This is a genomic window from Lelliottia sp. GFLA7, from assembly GCF_056490165.1.
In genome coordinates, this window is the sequence record NZ_JBWLAQ010000001.1 from 464,390 (window position 1) to 480,587 (window position 16,198).

General features: G+C 49.3%; 13 protein-coding genes. 4 read left to right on the forward strand and 9 right to left on the reverse strand.

Going from position 1 to position 16,198, the window contains the following annotated elements; all coding sequences use genetic code 11:
• Positions 1–25: 25 nt before the first annotated feature.
• Complete coding sequence (agp, locus tag AC07RN_RS02360) at positions 26–1,267, reverse strand: bifunctional glucose-1-phosphatase/inositol phosphatase (RefSeq protein ID WP_012016911.1); 1,242 nt, start codon at positions 1,265–1,267, stop codon at positions 26–28.
• 147 nt (positions 1,268–1,414) lie between these two features.
• Between agp and AC07RN_RS02365 the strand changes: the two genes are divergently transcribed.
• Together AC07RN_RS02365 and AC07RN_RS02370 are read left to right on the forward strand one after the other, a co-directional pair.
• On the forward strand, positions 1,415–1,855 hold the full coding sequence (locus AC07RN_RS02365) for a winged helix-turn-helix transcriptional regulator (protein ID WP_041689635.1): 441 nt from the start codon (positions 1,415–1,417) through the stop codon (positions 1,853–1,855).
• Between the two features lie 149 nt (positions 1,856–2,004).
• Entirely contained in the window at positions 2,005–2,799 is a 795-nt protein-coding gene (locus tag AC07RN_RS02370) for an SDR family NAD(P)-dependent oxidoreductase (protein WP_478335470.1), read from the forward strand.
• Here the strand turns inward: AC07RN_RS02370 and AC07RN_RS02375 are convergent, their stop codons facing one another.
• The gene (locus tag AC07RN_RS02375) at positions 2,800–3,159 is read right to left on the reverse strand and encodes a winged helix-turn-helix transcriptional regulator (protein ID WP_012016908.1); all 360 of its coding nucleotides are present in this window, start codon (positions 3,157–3,159) and stop codon (positions 2,800–2,802) included. It lies immediately after the preceding gene.
• 100 nt (positions 3,160–3,259) lie between these two features.
• Here AC07RN_RS02375 and AC07RN_RS02380 point away from each other — a divergent pair, with 100 nt between their 5' ends.
• Positions 3,260–4,009 carry an SDR family oxidoreductase gene (locus AC07RN_RS02380; RefSeq protein WP_012016907.1) on the forward strand — a complete coding sequence of 250 codons (750 nt, stop codon included), beginning with the start codon at positions 3,260–3,262 and terminating at the stop codon, positions 4,007–4,009.
• A gap of 63 nt (positions 4,010–4,072) precedes the next feature.
• On the opposite strand, the gene AC07RN_RS02385 is transcribed toward AC07RN_RS02380, so the two are convergent.
• The 5 genes from AC07RN_RS02385 to AC07RN_RS02405 form a co-directional block, all read right to left on the reverse strand.
• A complete protein-coding gene (locus AC07RN_RS02385) occupies positions 4,073–5,827 on the reverse strand; it encodes an aryl-sulfate sulfotransferase (protein WP_478335471.1) in 1,755 nt (584 codons plus the stop codon).
• 67 nt (positions 5,828–5,894) lie between these two features.
• The gene (locus AC07RN_RS02390) at positions 5,895–7,139 is read right to left on the reverse strand and encodes an IS1/IS1595 family N-terminal zinc-binding domain-containing protein (RefSeq protein ID WP_478335472.1); all 1,245 of its coding nucleotides are present in this window, start codon (positions 7,137–7,139) and stop codon (positions 5,895–5,897) included.
• 12 nt (positions 7,140–7,151) lie between these two features.
• The gene (locus AC07RN_RS02395) at positions 7,152–8,297 is read right to left on the reverse strand and encodes an anaerobic sulfatase maturase (RefSeq protein WP_478335473.1); all 1,146 of its coding nucleotides are present in this window, start codon (positions 8,295–8,297) and stop codon (positions 7,152–7,154) included.
• A gap of 56 nt (positions 8,298–8,353) precedes the next feature.
• Positions 8,354–9,814 (reverse strand): sulfatase family protein, encoded by a 1,461-nt coding sequence (locus AC07RN_RS02400; protein ID WP_478335793.1) that lies wholly within the window; start codon positions 9,812–9,814, stop codon positions 8,354–8,356.
• A 66-nt stretch (positions 9,815–9,880) separates the two neighbouring features.
• Positions 9,881–10,636, reverse strand: coding sequence for an outer membrane protein OmpK (locus AC07RN_RS02405; RefSeq protein WP_478335474.1), 756 nt, complete (start codon positions 10,634–10,636; stop codon positions 9,881–9,883).
• Between the two features lie 416 nt (positions 10,637–11,052).
• Between AC07RN_RS02405 and AC07RN_RS02410 the strand changes: the two genes are divergently transcribed.
• Positions 11,053–12,444, forward strand: a complete 1,392-nt coding sequence (locus AC07RN_RS02410) for a M24 family metallopeptidase (protein ID WP_478335475.1) — start codon at positions 11,053–11,055, stop codon at positions 12,442–12,444.
• Between the two features lie 118 nt (positions 12,445–12,562).
• Here AC07RN_RS02410 and AC07RN_RS02415 read toward each other — a convergent pair whose 3' ends face one another.
• Positions 12,563–13,738 (reverse strand): YncE family protein, encoded by a 1,176-nt coding sequence (locus AC07RN_RS02415; RefSeq protein ID WP_478335476.1) that lies wholly within the window; start codon positions 13,736–13,738, stop codon positions 12,563–12,565.
• Between the two features lie 71 nt (positions 13,739–13,809).
• Positions 13,810–16,029 (reverse strand): TonB-dependent receptor domain-containing protein, encoded by a 2,220-nt coding sequence (locus AC07RN_RS02420; RefSeq protein ID WP_478335477.1) that lies wholly within the window; start codon positions 16,027–16,029, stop codon positions 13,810–13,812.
• Positions 16,030–16,198 lie beyond the last annotated feature (169 nt).

The window sequence follows — 16,198 nt, forward strand, 5'->3', positions numbered from 1 at the left end:
CCCCGCCTGGGCGGGGGGTTTACTCTTATTTTGCCGCGTCGTTCATGAGCGTATTGAATTGATCAATCGGACAGAAGCCGTTGGCATCGATTGGGCACCCCTTCAGCTCAAGCGTCACGCGCTGGGCGGGTGATTTCAGGGACAGCACATCGGCATTACGTAACTGCTCCGAGCTTTGATACACATACTCAATTTTCATCAGTTCGCGATTTGCGTTCTTGTCATGCCAGCGCTGGAAGACGATTTTCCCGCCAATCGGCGTGCGCTCGTGCTGGTCATGAAGTTGATACGGCTTGAAATCCAGCGCAGTCAGCAACGAGGCGATATTGGAATCATGCCCCACCAGCACCGTAATTTTGGGTGCTTTTGCCTGATCGGTCACCAGCGCGTTATCAATGTATTTTACCAGCGGTTTAGCGACGTTACGCGCGACTTCAGTCGAGGTGAACAGCGAATCCTGATAGCCATTTTTCAGCTGTGACAATACGCGCCACTGCTGATCGGTTTTAATTTCACCCCAGGCCACCTGGTCCAGCGGGAAGCCTTCGTAATATTGCAGAGTAAAAGCATCCACCAGCGAATTGCCCACTTTCAGCGGACCAGAAACGCCCGGCTCTTTTTCATATTCCGCGCTAAATGTGTCTTTCGCCTCGGTCAGAGAGCAGACTTTTTTCTCTTTGCAGGACGGAGAGTTGGCAAAATTCGTCATCTGCTCCAGCAGCTTGTAGCTTTCATCAAGCTTCATGCCCTGCCGCTCAGTTTCCATCGCTTTTAATGCTTTTTCGCGGAATTCAGGCGAGTTATCGGTAATCACCGGGTTAAAGGTCGGGTCCATAGTGCCCATTTTTTCCTGATGATGGACCGGGACATCACAGCCAGGGAACGCGCCGGTGATAAAGAACTGCGCGGTAGCAACGGTGCGCTGCAGGCTGTTGGCATAGGTATAGACCGCGTTGGCCGGTGGACATTCCCCCGTCGTCACCATCCCCTGCTCTGCCAACCATTCACGCATGTAATGACCCATATACACTTCGAGCACGCCGCCCTTAGTGGTTAGTTGTCCGCCCGGCACTTCCCATTCCGGCCATTTTTTGGGTGTTGACTGTTCAAGAACGCTGCCGTTGTTGCCCAGCGGTGCGCGCAGATTGTGGCGGCTCATGATCAAGACCTGTTGCAGCTGATAGCCTTCCGGGGCGGTTTGCGCCTGTACACCAGAAGTCATCATCACCGATCCTGCCACTGCGATTGCCAGTAGTGCTTTTCTCATCCCTACTTCCTCACGTCTTGTTATGGTCGATTTTAGTGTGACAGATTTATGACATATTTCCGGGAACCATTTCTCAAACTGATAGAAAACGCTTTTTACGGCGACGCAAAATGGTTTTATAATAAAACTAACAATGAAGGAGCCACTGTGAAACGAACCCGTCTTGAAGAAAGCACCTGCCCTGTCGCCCGCTCGCTGGATATCATCGGCGACTGGTGGTCGTTGCTGATTGTTCGCGACGCGCTGCGCGGTCTCAAACGCTTCGGTGAATTCCAAAAAAGCCTTGGGATTGCAAAAAATATGCTCGCCTCCCGCCTCAAACAGCTGGTTGAAGAAGGCATTCTCGTCCTGCAACCCGCCTCCGACGGCAGCGCCTGGCAGGAATATGTTCTGACCGAAAAAGGCCGCGCCCTGCAAACCGTGCTGGTTGCGCTGTCGCAATGGGGAAATGATTTCCTGTTTGCTGACAATGAGTTTGGCAGTGTTCTGGTGGATGCGCAAAATCGCCGGCCGCTGCGCAGGCTGACCATCGTGTCGAACGACGGACGCGAATTGTCCCCCGACGATGTGGTGACAAAACTGCCTTAATCGCACTGTTTCAAACAGTTAGTGTCACCTCGTGAAGCAGAAGGAAAATATTTCGCGCAAATTGGTTGCATTATAAAACCAATTAACACAATCTTAATTCAGTTTCATATTGAAACCAATCAATCTACTCTGCTTCGAGGCTACACATCATGACGACCCAACACGCTACCGCATTGATTACAGGCGCTTCATCCGGGATTGGCGCCGTTTACGCCGATCGTCTTGCCGCTCGCGGTTATGATTTAGTGTTGGTCGCCCGTCGCGAATCGCGGTTACAAACGCTGGCAGCCCAGTTGCGCGAACGCTATAGCGTCGCGGTCGAAATACTGGTCGCGGACCTGACCGAAGACGCAGGCATCCGCGCCGTAGAAGAGGTGCTTCAGAGCAACGCGGCGATCGGCACCCTCGTCAACAACGCAGGTACCGCGCAGATGGCCCCATTCCTGGCGGGCGATATTGCACAACATCAGACAATCAACACTCTCAATACCACCGCGCTGATGCGTCTGACTTACGCCATTTTGCCGCGTCTGGCACAAAATAATCGCGGTACGCTGATCAACATTGCGTCGGTGTTGTCTCTGCACGCCCGTGCTGGCAGCGCGCTGTATAGCGCCACGAAAGCCTGGGTTCTGAATTTCACCCGCGGTTTGCAGGAAGAGTTTGCCCAAAGCGAGATCCGCATTCAGGCCGTGTTACCTGCCGCCACCGCCACGGAGATCTGGGAGATTTCCGGCGTGTCGATGAACGATCTACCGGAAGGTTCGGTCATGACCACCGACAATATGGTGGATGCAGCGCTTGCCGGGCTCGATCAGGGCGAGCTGATAACGATTCCGCCTATGCATGATGTGCAGCTCTGGGAACGTTATGAACAGGCTCGACTGGAGCTGTTTAGCAGCGCCCGCACAGGCGTTCCGGCCCCACGTTATTTCAAACGCTAATCAGTGCTCCAGCTGTCCGCCGTATTCCTGCATCCAGGCGGCCAGCGGCGAAAGCGCCCCTTGAAGCGTCAGCCCCAGCGGCGTGATTTGATATTCCACGCGCGGCGGGATCTCGGGGAATATCGTGCGTGAGACCAGCCCGCGCTGTTCAAATAAACGCAGCTGTTTGGTCAGCTCTTTTTGCGTTATCGGCGCTGCTGCGCGCAGCAACTCGCCAAATCGCACGGGTGCGTTGAGCACAATCAGTCGGTAAAGAATGGGTATCGCCCATTTTCCTGAGATCAGGCTGACGAACTGCGTCATCGGGCAGGATTCGGTCGCAGATTTTTTTTCACAGCACAGTTCAAGTGTTTCCGCCATAGCACACCGTTCGCCTCGTTAGTATCCAAATGGTACGTGGTTTCTTTTGGATACTAACGTTTCTATAGTGCTTTCTCCAGTGACATTTCAGGAGAACAGCATGAGTCGTTTAGCAGGTAAATACACCCTGATTACCGGTGGCACCACCGGGATTGGGCTGGCGACAGCGCAGGAGTTTATCGCCGAGGGGGCCCACGTTGCAGTCACAGGACGCAACCCGGAAACGCTCGCCGAGGCGAAGCGAATTTTGGGTGATAGCGCCTGGGTGATCCCTGCTGATGCAGGCGACATTGCGGCGCAAAAGCAGCTGGCAGAAACGATAGCTGCCCGCTGGCCACGGCTGGATGCGGTGTTTATCAACGCCGGAGATGTGACGCATGGACTCATCGAAGAGTGGCGTGAAGATGCCTGGGATCGCCTGATGGGCATCAACCTTAAAGGCCCGTTCTTTTTAATTCAGGCGCTGCTGCCGCTGCTGAATAATCCGTCGTCCGTGATCCTGTGCGGGTCCGTCAGCGCGAGGATTGGGCTGCCTACCAGTAGCGTTTACTCGGCCAGCAAAGCCGGTTTACTGTCACTTGCGCGCACGCTGTCGGCGGAACTGTTACCGCGCGGAATTCGCGTCAACGGCTTAAGCCCAGGTCCGGTGGAAACCCCGGCGATGAACAAGCTTGGCCTGAGCGAAGACGCGCAAAAAGCCATGCAGGCTGACATCATCAATCTGGTTCCATTGGGACGGATGGGAACGCCTAACGAGCTGGCAAAAGCCGCGCTTTATCTGGCATCCGATGAATCGAGTTATACGGTGGGCACAGACCTGCTGGTCGATGGCGGCACGGGGAGCTTGTAGTCATCAAAGGGGAGCATCACTCCCCTTTTCCATTGCCACGGTCAATAACGACCCGTCAAAGCATTAGCCAAATAGCGGCAGTTTATACATGCGGAAGCACGTGATGTTATAGCGATAAAATCCGGTCTGTGAAGGTGGAATATTTCCGATATTTCTATAAAGCCCTGAGCTGATCGTAATATCCTGCAGAATTATGCCCTCTGCATTCATTTCACGAAGCGGCAGCCGCCCTTCCACTTCACCGTTTCCTGGTTCTAAAGCCACATCGCTGTAGCCCGGATCGCAGGTGAGCGGCAGTCCGTTGCTGTCGAACAGCGCGCCGCCGAAGCTGACGACGATATTCCCGTTGGGCATTTCCTGCTTACAGCCGCACAAGCTGCTGTAGCCCTCTGCGCCAGAGGTGTACTCAGCCAGCATTTGTACCGTCATGGTATTCAGATTAATGCGGTAGTGGCCAATTCGGCTCTCATTGTCCTGCGGCAACACGCTGTTGGCGTCAGATCGCGAGCGATAGTTGCTGTTATTGAACAGCGAAATATCAATGATGCCCGGCGTCGCATTGGGGATTTCCAGTACATTGTGTTGACCCCAGTTCCAGAACACGGCATCCGCTTCTTGCGCCTGTTGAGGATCGGTAAGGTCGTATGGCGTCCCGTCGGCTCTCAAAGGTGTCAGCAGATAACGGCTCAGTTCTTCAGGCCAGTCACCGTGAGTCCCCATAATGAAGCTCAGGTCGTATGTCCCCACTTTCAGGCCAAAGACGGCACTCTGATTACGACCGGATGTGATCAACATATTATTCGTTTCGTTGATATACGCCTGGTTAATGTGCAGCCAGTCAAGCGTACCACCGGCCGTATCCGGTGGGTTAGATGGACGAGTTGCGCGACTCAACCCTAAAACCTGCACCATATCGTAGTAATCAATCTCCTCACCGGTTTCGAGACTGATGATGGATACGCCATCCTCAATGCTTAATCCGCCGTCAGGCCGCGTGCCCGGCATATATTCCGATGCAGCAACCAAACAGTTATTCACGCCTTTATAGGCGTATGTGGAAGACTGCTGATATAACGAATGATGACAGGCGTTATCAAGATCGTACATGGCATGAACGCGGCCAACCATATCGAATTCATACATCTTCAGATAACTGCTTTGGGCGACAGCGGAAGAGACGAAATTCCCATTTGCCAGACGCAATAAATTATTCGATGGCATCGATTTCACCGTATACCAGCGCACATTTCCTTTGTTATCCAGCGCAAGATTATTACGATCAAAATACGAGATAAAATAAAGCCCGTCGGCCAGGAGTGATTCATCGGTTGCGAGTGAATTCACCGTAATCTGCGGGAATAAATTATAGTTGGCGGGGTCGGTCGGATCGCTGACTTCTGCATCGGTCGGGGGTAAAGGCGCGGTTTCAATTAACGGCAAAAGCGTTGAGCCTGATGCAGAAATCACCGTAATCTTATTTTGAATGCCAGGCAGTAATCCGGCAGCGGGAATTAAATTGGCACCCGCCACAACGGGTTGGGTAAACGTCAATATAGGGAATTTACCCTGTGCGTCAGATACGCTAATGGTGGCCGTATCGCTGGCGTCAGACCACAGGCCAATATAAAAACTTAACGGTGACGTGGTAAAGGGATCCAAAAATACGAGGGCATTATCCTGGGTATGCGAAGTCGTCACTTGTTCCATTAAAGCGCTGTAAATCTGGTTATGGCTCACCACAATAGGATCGTCAGGATTAATCCCCTGAGCAATTGACGGACGGGGCGCGGGCGCAGCATTGACATGAGAGAGCGTCATAATTTATTTCCTTATTAATATATGATTTATAGAGCTGGACGTACTAACCGGATCCTGAGTGTATTTATTACCGTCCCCGGTTATATTCTGCCGCCAGATATTCCAGCAGATGCACAATGTTACGCGGTGCGAGCCGGGTTAACTGCGGCCAAATAGGGTGTCTGAAAAGATATTCCTGAAATGCGCGTGCGGGCTTGAGTGTCGCCTGGCGAAATGACGACCGGTTTGTTTTCCCGGTAAGATGACAGACAGCAAGATTGTAATTTCTCTGCGAATAACAATTCCATGTATCACGCCAGACAATATCCGATCTCACCGTCTCACTGCGCAGGCGTTGTGTTGCATCTAAGGCCCCCTCCTCATAGACAAAACTAATGCCGCAGCGCTGCTGTGCGATATCCACACGATTGGCCATTAAGCACGCCCCGTAAATAAAGCACTCGTGCTCCAGCCAGTGATGTACCGACAGCAAACGATGATCGGTCAATGCATGTACCAGTGCAAAATGGCGATAAGCGGCAAGAACCGGTTTGACAATGGTGCCAGGGTCATTCGTCCGAACATTAGCGGGACCGTACGCAATATCAAACAAAAAGGGTCGTCGACTAATGACTCTGTCCTTATCAAACACTTTTCTCACCAGAATGGGGGAAACACCGCTTTCGGCGGGCATTGACGGATACCACCATTCCGGAGAAATACCGTTCTTGAGCGCCACGTAGTTGGTTGAAATCGCGATCACACATCCTGTTTTATTGTCAGCCGTGGCAATAACGAAAAGTTTATTGTGACTGTCATTAAATTCTACGGTAAATGTGATGGTTGAATATTCTCCGCTCAATGAGCCTGTCGGCAGATAAACTTGTTCTACTCTGGCTGAAAATGCCAGCCGCGTAAAATGGCGACTTAATGTCTGACTTTTTTCTCCTAATAACGTGAAATCTCCCCCGGCGGCAATGCACTCTGCGAGTGGTTGAAGTCCTGAAATATCCTTCATGAGGGTTGATTCATCCGTAAATGAGCTATTACAGGTGCGACAACGCCAGCGTTGCGCGCCCCTGAGTCCGCATCCGTTACGAATCAGCGCATCGCCCTGCCCACACGTCGGGCAATGTAGTAATACCTGTGGATAGAATTTATTACTTTGCTGATTAAACGCACTCAGCGCTGATGGTGATATGATCGGGAAAATATCACCACATTCCGGGCATAATCCATTTTGCCCGATATATTGATAATGCACCGTGTTAAACACACCAAAAAGGGAACACTCTACGTTTTTGCAACAATTGACATGTTCCCATTGATTCATTGTATTTATTCTCTATTCACACAATGTATGACGAATATCTGACGGCGAATATCCTTCATCGAGAAGAGATTTCATCATCAGCATATAAGGCTCGGTATATCTAAAAAATGTCTGGTAGCTGCTACAAAAATAATTGAGCTCAGCAATACCTCGTGAAGAGAGAGAAATACGATCTTTTGGACATCCCCCGTGGCACGCGAATTTAACGTTGCAGTGCAGGCATTCGGGTGCCGCCGGTTGTTTATTTTGTCCAAATAGACGGCTGGCATCGCTGTCCAACATTTCACCAATCGTGCTGTGCTGAATGTTACCCAGTAAATGTGCGCTATTCACGAAATGGTCACACTGATAGAGATCACCATTTTGTTCCAGCGCAAAAGCGTTGCCGCACGTCGGGGAAAACACGCACGTCAGCGGCGGTAAACCACACCAGGCGGCAAACGTATGTTCAAAAAAGGGAATTTCTATTACGCCAATATCGCGACGTATCCAGTGATAAAATATCGTTTTCAGAAAAATACCAAAACTCGACGGCGTCACGCTGCGTTTATTTACCCCTTCGGTGGTGGTTTCCAGCAGGGGAATAAACTGCATATGATGGCTGCCTAAACTTTTTAGAAATTCATACACCCGGATAGGATACTGGCTATTTAGGGCATTAACTACCGTCAGTGTATTAAACTGCACCTTGTATTTTTTAAGTAAATCGACCGCTTCCACAACGCGCTGATGGGTGGGTTTCCCAGAAACAGTTTTACGAAAAGCATCGTGCAGAATCGCATCGCCATCTATCGAAATACCAATCAGAAAATTGTGCTGATAAAAGAAACGACACCAATCATCATTCAGAAGAAGCCCGTTGGTCTGAAAGGTGTTCAGGATCGTCTTACCTTGCGAGAATTGTTTTTGCAATGCCACTGCACGTTGGAAAAACGCTAAACCCGCCAGCGTCGGTTCACCGCCCTGCCAGGCGAAAATAACCTCATCGGTTTCCTGAGCAGCAATATGCTGGCTAATAAATCTCGTCAGTGTTTCATCATTCATAGTGCGGTTTTTTCGTTCTGGATAAAGCTGTGCTTTTTCCAGATAAAAACAGTAATCGCAGGCAAGATTGCATGTCGCACCGGTAGGTTTGACCATGACATGGCAACTTTTCATTTTAACTCCCTTGTATCATGGCCTCATGAAATTCATCACAAGGCCATGAAAATCCTTTAGTTCCAGTCTACTGGTGTCGGTTTATCGCCCCTGGCCTTCATAAGTGAATCATTTTCAATACTGGACTGATAACGAGCTAACGCGGCTATCATTTTTTGCTCCAGCACGGGTTGTTTACCCAGTTGATTCATTGTCTCGCCACGATCCAGCTTGAGGTTATAGAGATATTTAGGTTTGCTATTGCGGTCAAATATCATCTTCCAGTCGCCGTCGCGTAGTGCCCACATATCCGTCGGATCATCCTGGAACGGCATATCAATCGCGAATAACAAAGGTTGCTGACGGTTCATCGTTTGTCCCTCAAGTACGGGCACAATAGATTCTCCATCAATAATCCGGTCGGTCGGCAAGTTAAAATGCGTCAGTTCTGCAAGAGTGGGTAATATATCCAGGCCGCTTACAGGCGTGTCGGTTACCGTGCCGGCGTGTAAATGCTGACCATATTTAATGATCGCTGGTACGCGTATTCCTCCCTCCCACAAATTATCTTTGCGGCCCCGTAAGCCATCCGTTTCACCCGCCATATTAAGTTCGTACCATTTACGCGCTTCGCGCGTGACAGGACCGTTATCGCTGGTAAAGATGACTATCGTGTTGTCCTCCTGCCCCATTGATTTGATTTTTGCGAGGACTTTACCAACCTGTTCATCCATGTAACTGATATTGGCGTAGTATTCTCCCGGACCACGATAAGGCTTATCCGCCCAGTCGGCATAAAACATATCGGGATGCTGCTTTTCATACTCGCTCATATAATTTTTATAAATTTCGAGATATTTTTTGGGTGACGCCAGTGGCGTATGGACCTCTGTGAAAGCCACATACATAAAGAAAGGTTTGTTATCTTTTTTATCGTTTAGCCAGTTAATGGCTTCCTGACTGACAAATTCACCGCTGATTTGGTTAACGGTCCCCAGCGCTTTACCGTTTCGATAAAACCCATTCGGGTACACCACGCCATTACGCGGACGCTCTTTCGCCTTATCCAGATCGCTGGTGACAAAACCAGCAGCATTGACCAACGTATAGTCGAAACCAGCATCTTCAGCCTGGGGCTGATCGTGGCGGTCAACACCGGCATTAAGATGCCATTTACCCATCATTGCCGTGTCGTAACCCTGGTCTTTCAGGTAACTGGCTATGGTCTTTTCGTTACGCCCCAGCGCGATATTTTTATTGGTCGGGATCCAGGATCGAATCCCCGTTCTGAAGGGGGTGCGCCCGGTCAGTAAACCTGCACGTGAAGGCGAACACAGTGGCGCGGGTGCGTAATATTGCGAAAACCTCACCCCTTCCTGCGCGAGTTTATCGATATTCGGGGTTTTAACGATAGGATGCCCATATATGCCTAAATCGCCATAGCCCAGGTCGTCGGCTAAAATAATCACGACGTTAGGCTTATTTAATTGATTCGCTGATTGCTCTGCCGCCAGAACATTTTCCATTCCCCCAGTCATGCCAATGACCGCGCTGACAAACACTGCTAACGTTGTCTTTCTCATTATCGTTCCTTATTATTTATTTTAGAAATCGTAACCGAGCATATAAATCAACTGGTCGCCAAAACCGTCGTAACCTAACTTGTTATCGAAATAACGCCATGTAGCACTGGCTTTAAAGTGGGGGTAAAATTTCCATGTTAAGGTCAACCCGCCATTAATACCGTTTTTACTGTGTTGTTGTTCGGCGTATGCGTCATTGCGATCCAACTCAAATTCATTCCAGTCGGAGAGCACCATTTTTTCGCCCCACAAATCGAAAAACCAGGCGCTTGTCCAGCCGACAACATATCCATTCAGACCACTGGCCTGACCATATTTGCTGGAGACATAGTCATTTGAAAGATTATGCAATGCCACATAGGGCTTAAAAAAACCAGATGGCCCGGACCAGCCTAAATAACCTAATCCGTACATCATATTCAGTTCATCACCCCACGTATTTTCAAACTGACCGTAGAGTTTTCCCATAAAACTGAAATCAGAATCGAATAACCGAATATGGGTCTGTGCAGAAAGCACATGGTTTCGACCTTCAACGGCATGATTTAATACGTTACTTTCATAAAATGAGTAAAATTCTCCTTTATCAAATATCGCACCAAAGTCAGCGGTTGCTTTCCAGACTTCCCCTCGGTGCGTATTTTCAAATCCCGTATTCCAGTTGGCATAACCCGCATTAATAGACCCATAAGAGGTTTTTAATTCGAGAGCATGCGCCTGGCAGGCAAATAAAATAGAGAGTGTCAGTAACGCTTTCTTGAAATGTTGATCTTTCATTATTATTCCTGCTCCATGCAGTATCCCAGATTAATATTCATTCCAGGCAACATAGTAATGAGAGACCTTCGGGACCAATGTGATGATTTTCACGCATTTTTTGTGGCAGGACGCGCAAAGCCAGGAGGTCACAGAATGTGGGTTTATTGCTCCACTAACCTATTGATTTACCGTATCGCTGATCCACAATTTCCTTTCACAATCCGATCTGTACCCCGCATTAACCGTTTTTTCGTTAAATCCGCCACCGACGGGACTTTTCATCGTCGTTTTGTGGCAAGCTGACGAAACGGTTAATCCCAACGCCCTTAGGCATCGCACATACAGCGTCTACGCCTTGAGGCAAGCTGGGTTTGTTAAGACGCTGAAGAAGGGTGTGAACTTATTCTGACGGTCACGCATTCGAGAGGTAAACGATGTTTTCAAAAACTATCCAGTTACAGGTTACTGAATCCCCGAAAAAATTTATCGATGTCGCTCCCGTAACGTTGAGTGACGCCACAATGCTGGAGCGCAAAAATAAAGTTCTGACACGTATGAATGATGAAGGATATGACGCGCTCATCATCTATGCGGATAAAGAGCATGGGGGGAATTTCGAGTACCTGACGGGTTTTGTTCCGCGCTTCGAAGAGGGTTTACTGATAGTCAAAAAAACCGGTGATGCGATACTGATTCTGGGTAACGAAAACCTCAAGATGGCGAACTATTCCCGCATCCCGGCGGCGTTAAAACATTGCCCACATTTCTCACTGCCTAACCAGCCGATGGACCACGAACGCCCTCTCGAGGAGATTTTCATCGAAACGGGTCTTAACACGATATCCAAAATCGGTTTGGTCGGCTGGAAAATGTTTACATCGACAACGGCGAATAATAAACACCTTTTCGACATTCCCTGGTTTATTGTCGACGCCGTGAAGAACAGTATTGCTTCGAACACTGTGCTGGAAAATGCCGCGCATCTTTTCATCCGGGGCGATCGTGGCGCAAGAATTACCAATAACGAAAACGAAATTGCGCACTATGAATATGGTGCCAATCTGGCCTCGAATTGTATCCTCGATGCGATGAACGCCGTTGAACCCGGCCTGCGGGAAACCGAGCTGGGTGCTCTGTTGGCTGCTGAAGGTCAATACCAGACGGTCGTGACTATCGCGGCGACGGGCCAACGTTTCGAGAAGGCGAATTTTTACCCTTCCTATAAAACGCTGGAGCGCGGACAACCGCTGTCGATGACAACCGGCTTTAAAGGCGGGCTTTCAAGCCGTACCGGGTTTGTTATCGCGGATGAAAGCGAACTGCCTGACAATCAAAAAGACTACCTTGAGAGAGTCGCAAAACCTTATTTTGGCGCTGTCGCCACCTGGCTTGAAAATATCAAAATAGGGATGCGCGGTGGCGAAATGTACGATCTGATTGAGAATGTCCTCAGCAAAGAAAAATACGGTTGGCACCTGAACCCAGGTCATCTCAGTGCTGATGAAGAGTGGATGTCGTCCCCCATTTATAAAAATTCGGCTGAGACACTGAAAAGCGGCATGATTATGCAGATTGATATTATCCCCTCTGTACCGGGATATACGGGCGTCAGCGCTGAAGAAAGTATTGCCCTTGCGGATGAAGAACTGCAGCAGAAAATTCAGCAGGTTTATCCACAATTATGGGCGCGAATCATCGCTCGCCGCGAATACATCCGTCAGGTTTTAAACATTCAGCTCACCGACGATGTCATTCCGCTGTCCAATACTGTGGCCTATCTTCGCCCGTTTCTGCTCGCAAAAAACAGGTCCTTCACGGTTAATTAAAGATGTCCTCATAGAAAAAGGCCTCGCGATGAGGCCTGCTAATAAGCGTGATTGATTCGAATGCACAAAAAGAGGGAATCGCTTTATTCCCTCTCTTTGCAGAGACTCAATGAGGAACTTACGATTGAGTCAAATCAATGCGCAAAATGCGCTCTTTAGCGCCCTCCACAAACACATCAGGATCCCATTCACGGTTGAAGCCTTCTTTGATGCCGATAAAAAGAGTATCAAAGTCCGGGGACAGCACCATCTGATTCGGGTAGACCGGCACGCTGAATTGTTTTTTTATCGCATAATGCGTGGCATCAATAACGCTTATCGTCCCGCTGGTAAAATTGGTGACGTAAACTTCGTTATATTTCGGGTTATATTTCACCGCATTGGTTCCAGCGCCGGTGTGAACATAACCGAGTTGCTTGCCGCTCTGGAGATCAAATACGTACAAACCGTCGTTTTCGCCCCGGCGATCTTCATGATCAAAGACCACCACAAATATGCGGTTGGAGGCGGAGTCCACCGCCAGATTTTGCGCACTGGTGATTTGCGGTTTAGCGTCTTTCAGGCTGATGGTGCGTAATACTTTTTGTTTTTTCGCATCAATTTCATTGACGTAATCTTTACCACCGATGTAAATCTTTTGCGTTTTATCATCCTGGGTTAGACCATAGGCTGTCCCGTTATACGCCCCTTTGACCTCGCCTTTCATCGCCAGAGAGGTGCCGTCCAGCATCAACAATTTATGCACCGACGTCATACCTTCGGCGGTCTTCAGCATATTGCTGTAGCTGACAAAAAGCGTGTTGGTTGACTTGTTGTAAACCATGTGGCGCAGGTGTTCAAAGCGTGAATCGGCGGCGTTCGCCTCTTTAAAACTCAACTTCTCGCTGGTTTTCGTCAGCTTGCCGGTCTGGGTGTTCACAGCGCTGATGCGCAAGGAAGCCGACTGCGTATGCCCCACATAGAGCTGTTGCTGGTCCTGATTCATCGCCAGCGAAAACGCGCGGTACGGCATATCAAGCCGGTTTTCGATTTTCAGCGATGCCGGGTTAAAGGTATATAAAAATCCTTTATTGGCTTCGCGATTTACGCGATCAGTCGCTGCAGCATAAAGTTTATGATGGGTATTATCGAAAGCCATTTCATAAATACCTTCATTGGCTTCCTGAAGATAATTGGTTTTCATCGCAAAGCGCGAGAGTTCACGCTGTGGCGGGTCAATGGCCAATGCGGCAGTGGAGAATAACGTCGCGATGAAAAAGCATCCCAACTGCTGTGTTACGTTTCGGCAATTCATGATTTATTCCTGCTAGTCATATTAATTTCAACGTCATACATGGGGACAAATACCCCTTGTGTTGCCAGGGCTTAAAATTGTATTTCCCCACCGAAAATATAAGTGCGCCCACGCGCGGTGGTATTAATCGTTGACCCTTCTTTGGCGTAATCAAGACTCTGGTTCATGCGGTTTAACGCTTCGGAATAATCACGATTAGTCACGTTCTGAACGCTAAAGCGCAGCAGCACGCTGTCAGTCATCTGCAGGGTGCTGTAGAGATCGATAACAGTTGGAATATCCGGCATTTTCTCTTTCGGCACGGTGTTGCTGTCGGTGCTGATCCCTTCGGTACTCAGACGTTTGGATTTGCCAGTGAATTTCACCAGGCTACCGATGGTCAGGCGCTGATCAAACAGGCGTCCACCCACATCTAACGTAGCGTAGCTGTCCGGCAAATCGCTGATATCGCTGTAGGCAAAGCTGTAAACGGTGCTGGCGATTGAGGTTGGCTGATCCGTGTGTTGTTTGCTCCACGAGATGTTCGCGTAGGCAAAGCCCATGTCGTATCCGGCTTCAATTTCATAGCCTTTGGTGGTGACCGGCGACGTGGTGTTGACATACACGTTGGCGTTAAAGCCACCAAATGAGTTGTCGAAGTCATGACACAATTGCCCGTCATAGCAGAGCATGAAGGATTCGCTGGTAATGTAGTCCTTAATGCGGGACTGGTACGCGAGCGCCTTCATGTGGAAACTGTCTTTCTCCACCAGCAGACCTTTTTTGTTGATGTTAAAGCCCGCTTCCCAGGTTTCAGCTTTTTCAGGCTTGAGGAACGGGTTCATTGAGGCCCCGCCTTCGTTAGCAAAAAAGACTTCCTGTACGTTTGGCGCGCGAGATGAGCGGCTCCAGCTCACGAAAGGTTGTAACCACGGCGTGACCTGAGCAGAAAACGTGGCTGACGGATTGAAAGCGTTGTCATCCAGGTTGAGATTGGCTTCACCCTGTGGGAAACACTTTTCGTTAGCGGAACAGGCCGGTTTATGGCCCTCAACCTGGCTGCGGGTATAATTTAGATTCAGATCCAGCTGATAAATATCTTTGTTCAGCGTCAATCCGGTATATAAAGACGAAATCTTTTGCGTGCCTGCGGGGGCAAACGCGTTACGGTCGGTTTCGGTCGATTGCACGAAACTGCGACTGTAACGGGTATCCATTAATTTGCCGCCGAGCTGATAGGTCGCGTAAAAATCATCCGCGAAGGTAAACCGGCTGGTATTGCTGATATCAAGGGCGTTGGATTTATTCGTCGTCGATGAGCTGTTGAAATTATACATGGACTCAGGTTTGTAATCCTGATTACCGCGGCTAGTGCTGGCCAGCACGTTTAAATCTACCAGTTCATTGAGTGGTGCGTAGTTATAACGCAGATAATAATCGTCGCTGGTAATATCGCGTCGAGTGAAAGAATTGCTGTAATTTCTGGCAGAGAATTCAAATTTATTGAATTGGTCCAGATTGAAATTCAATTTATAAAGCTGTGATTGCGGTTCCTGACGCAGATATTTATTGTCTTCGCCAATGAAATCTTTACTGCTGCGACCACCACCGTTTTTATAGGTTGCATAGGTACGAGTGCCGCTGATACCCACCAGCGCGCCAACCCCGCCGCCATTTTCAAAGGTTTCGGTTTTACCCGCCACCGCGATCATGCCTGTACGCCCCAGCCCGTTATCGCCCACTGAGAATCGAGACAGCACGCCGGTCTGGCGTCCCTCTTTTAACACGTCATCCACGCCAATCGTGCGCATATTCGCGCTGCCCGCCAAAGCGTTAACGCCCTGGGAACCGGCACTGCTGCCGCGTGTGACGTCAACTTCCGCGAGGAAATTGGGATCAAGCGGGACGCCCGCAGCGGTATTAGAGCCGCCGTGATAGTTTGCCGGTGCCATACCAAAATAAGTCTGGGTAACGCCATCGACCATGGTATTGACGCGCCCGAGACCGTTCATCCCGCGAATATTCACGCTGATCGAACCCTGCAACGGATCGATTTGAGTATAAGTGCCCGCCATGCTGCGCAGTGAGGCATCGAGGCTCTGTAAATTCTTATTTAGTGTGCGAGAACTGTACGCGCCCGGACGGGTATAAGTTTCTTCCGAGGAGCCCACCTGATTTTTATCGTCCAGCGAGTTGTCGATAATCGTTAACGGAGAAAAGACGGATTCCCCCTCTTTTTCTGCCGCATAGGCGTGGCTGTGCACAATAAGAAGCCCGGTCAAAAGCCCCTTGACCATTTGAGGTTTTTTCATAATCAAGTCCTGAGTTTAATTATCTTTAGCGCAAAAAATGAATAGCCCCACGCATCGCCCTTATTCTTTCAGACGATGGGAAAGCACCCATAATAAATTCATGTCATTAATGCGGTTGAGCAGGTGCGATAAATCACCCTGCTCTTATTCAGCGATTAACAAATATTAT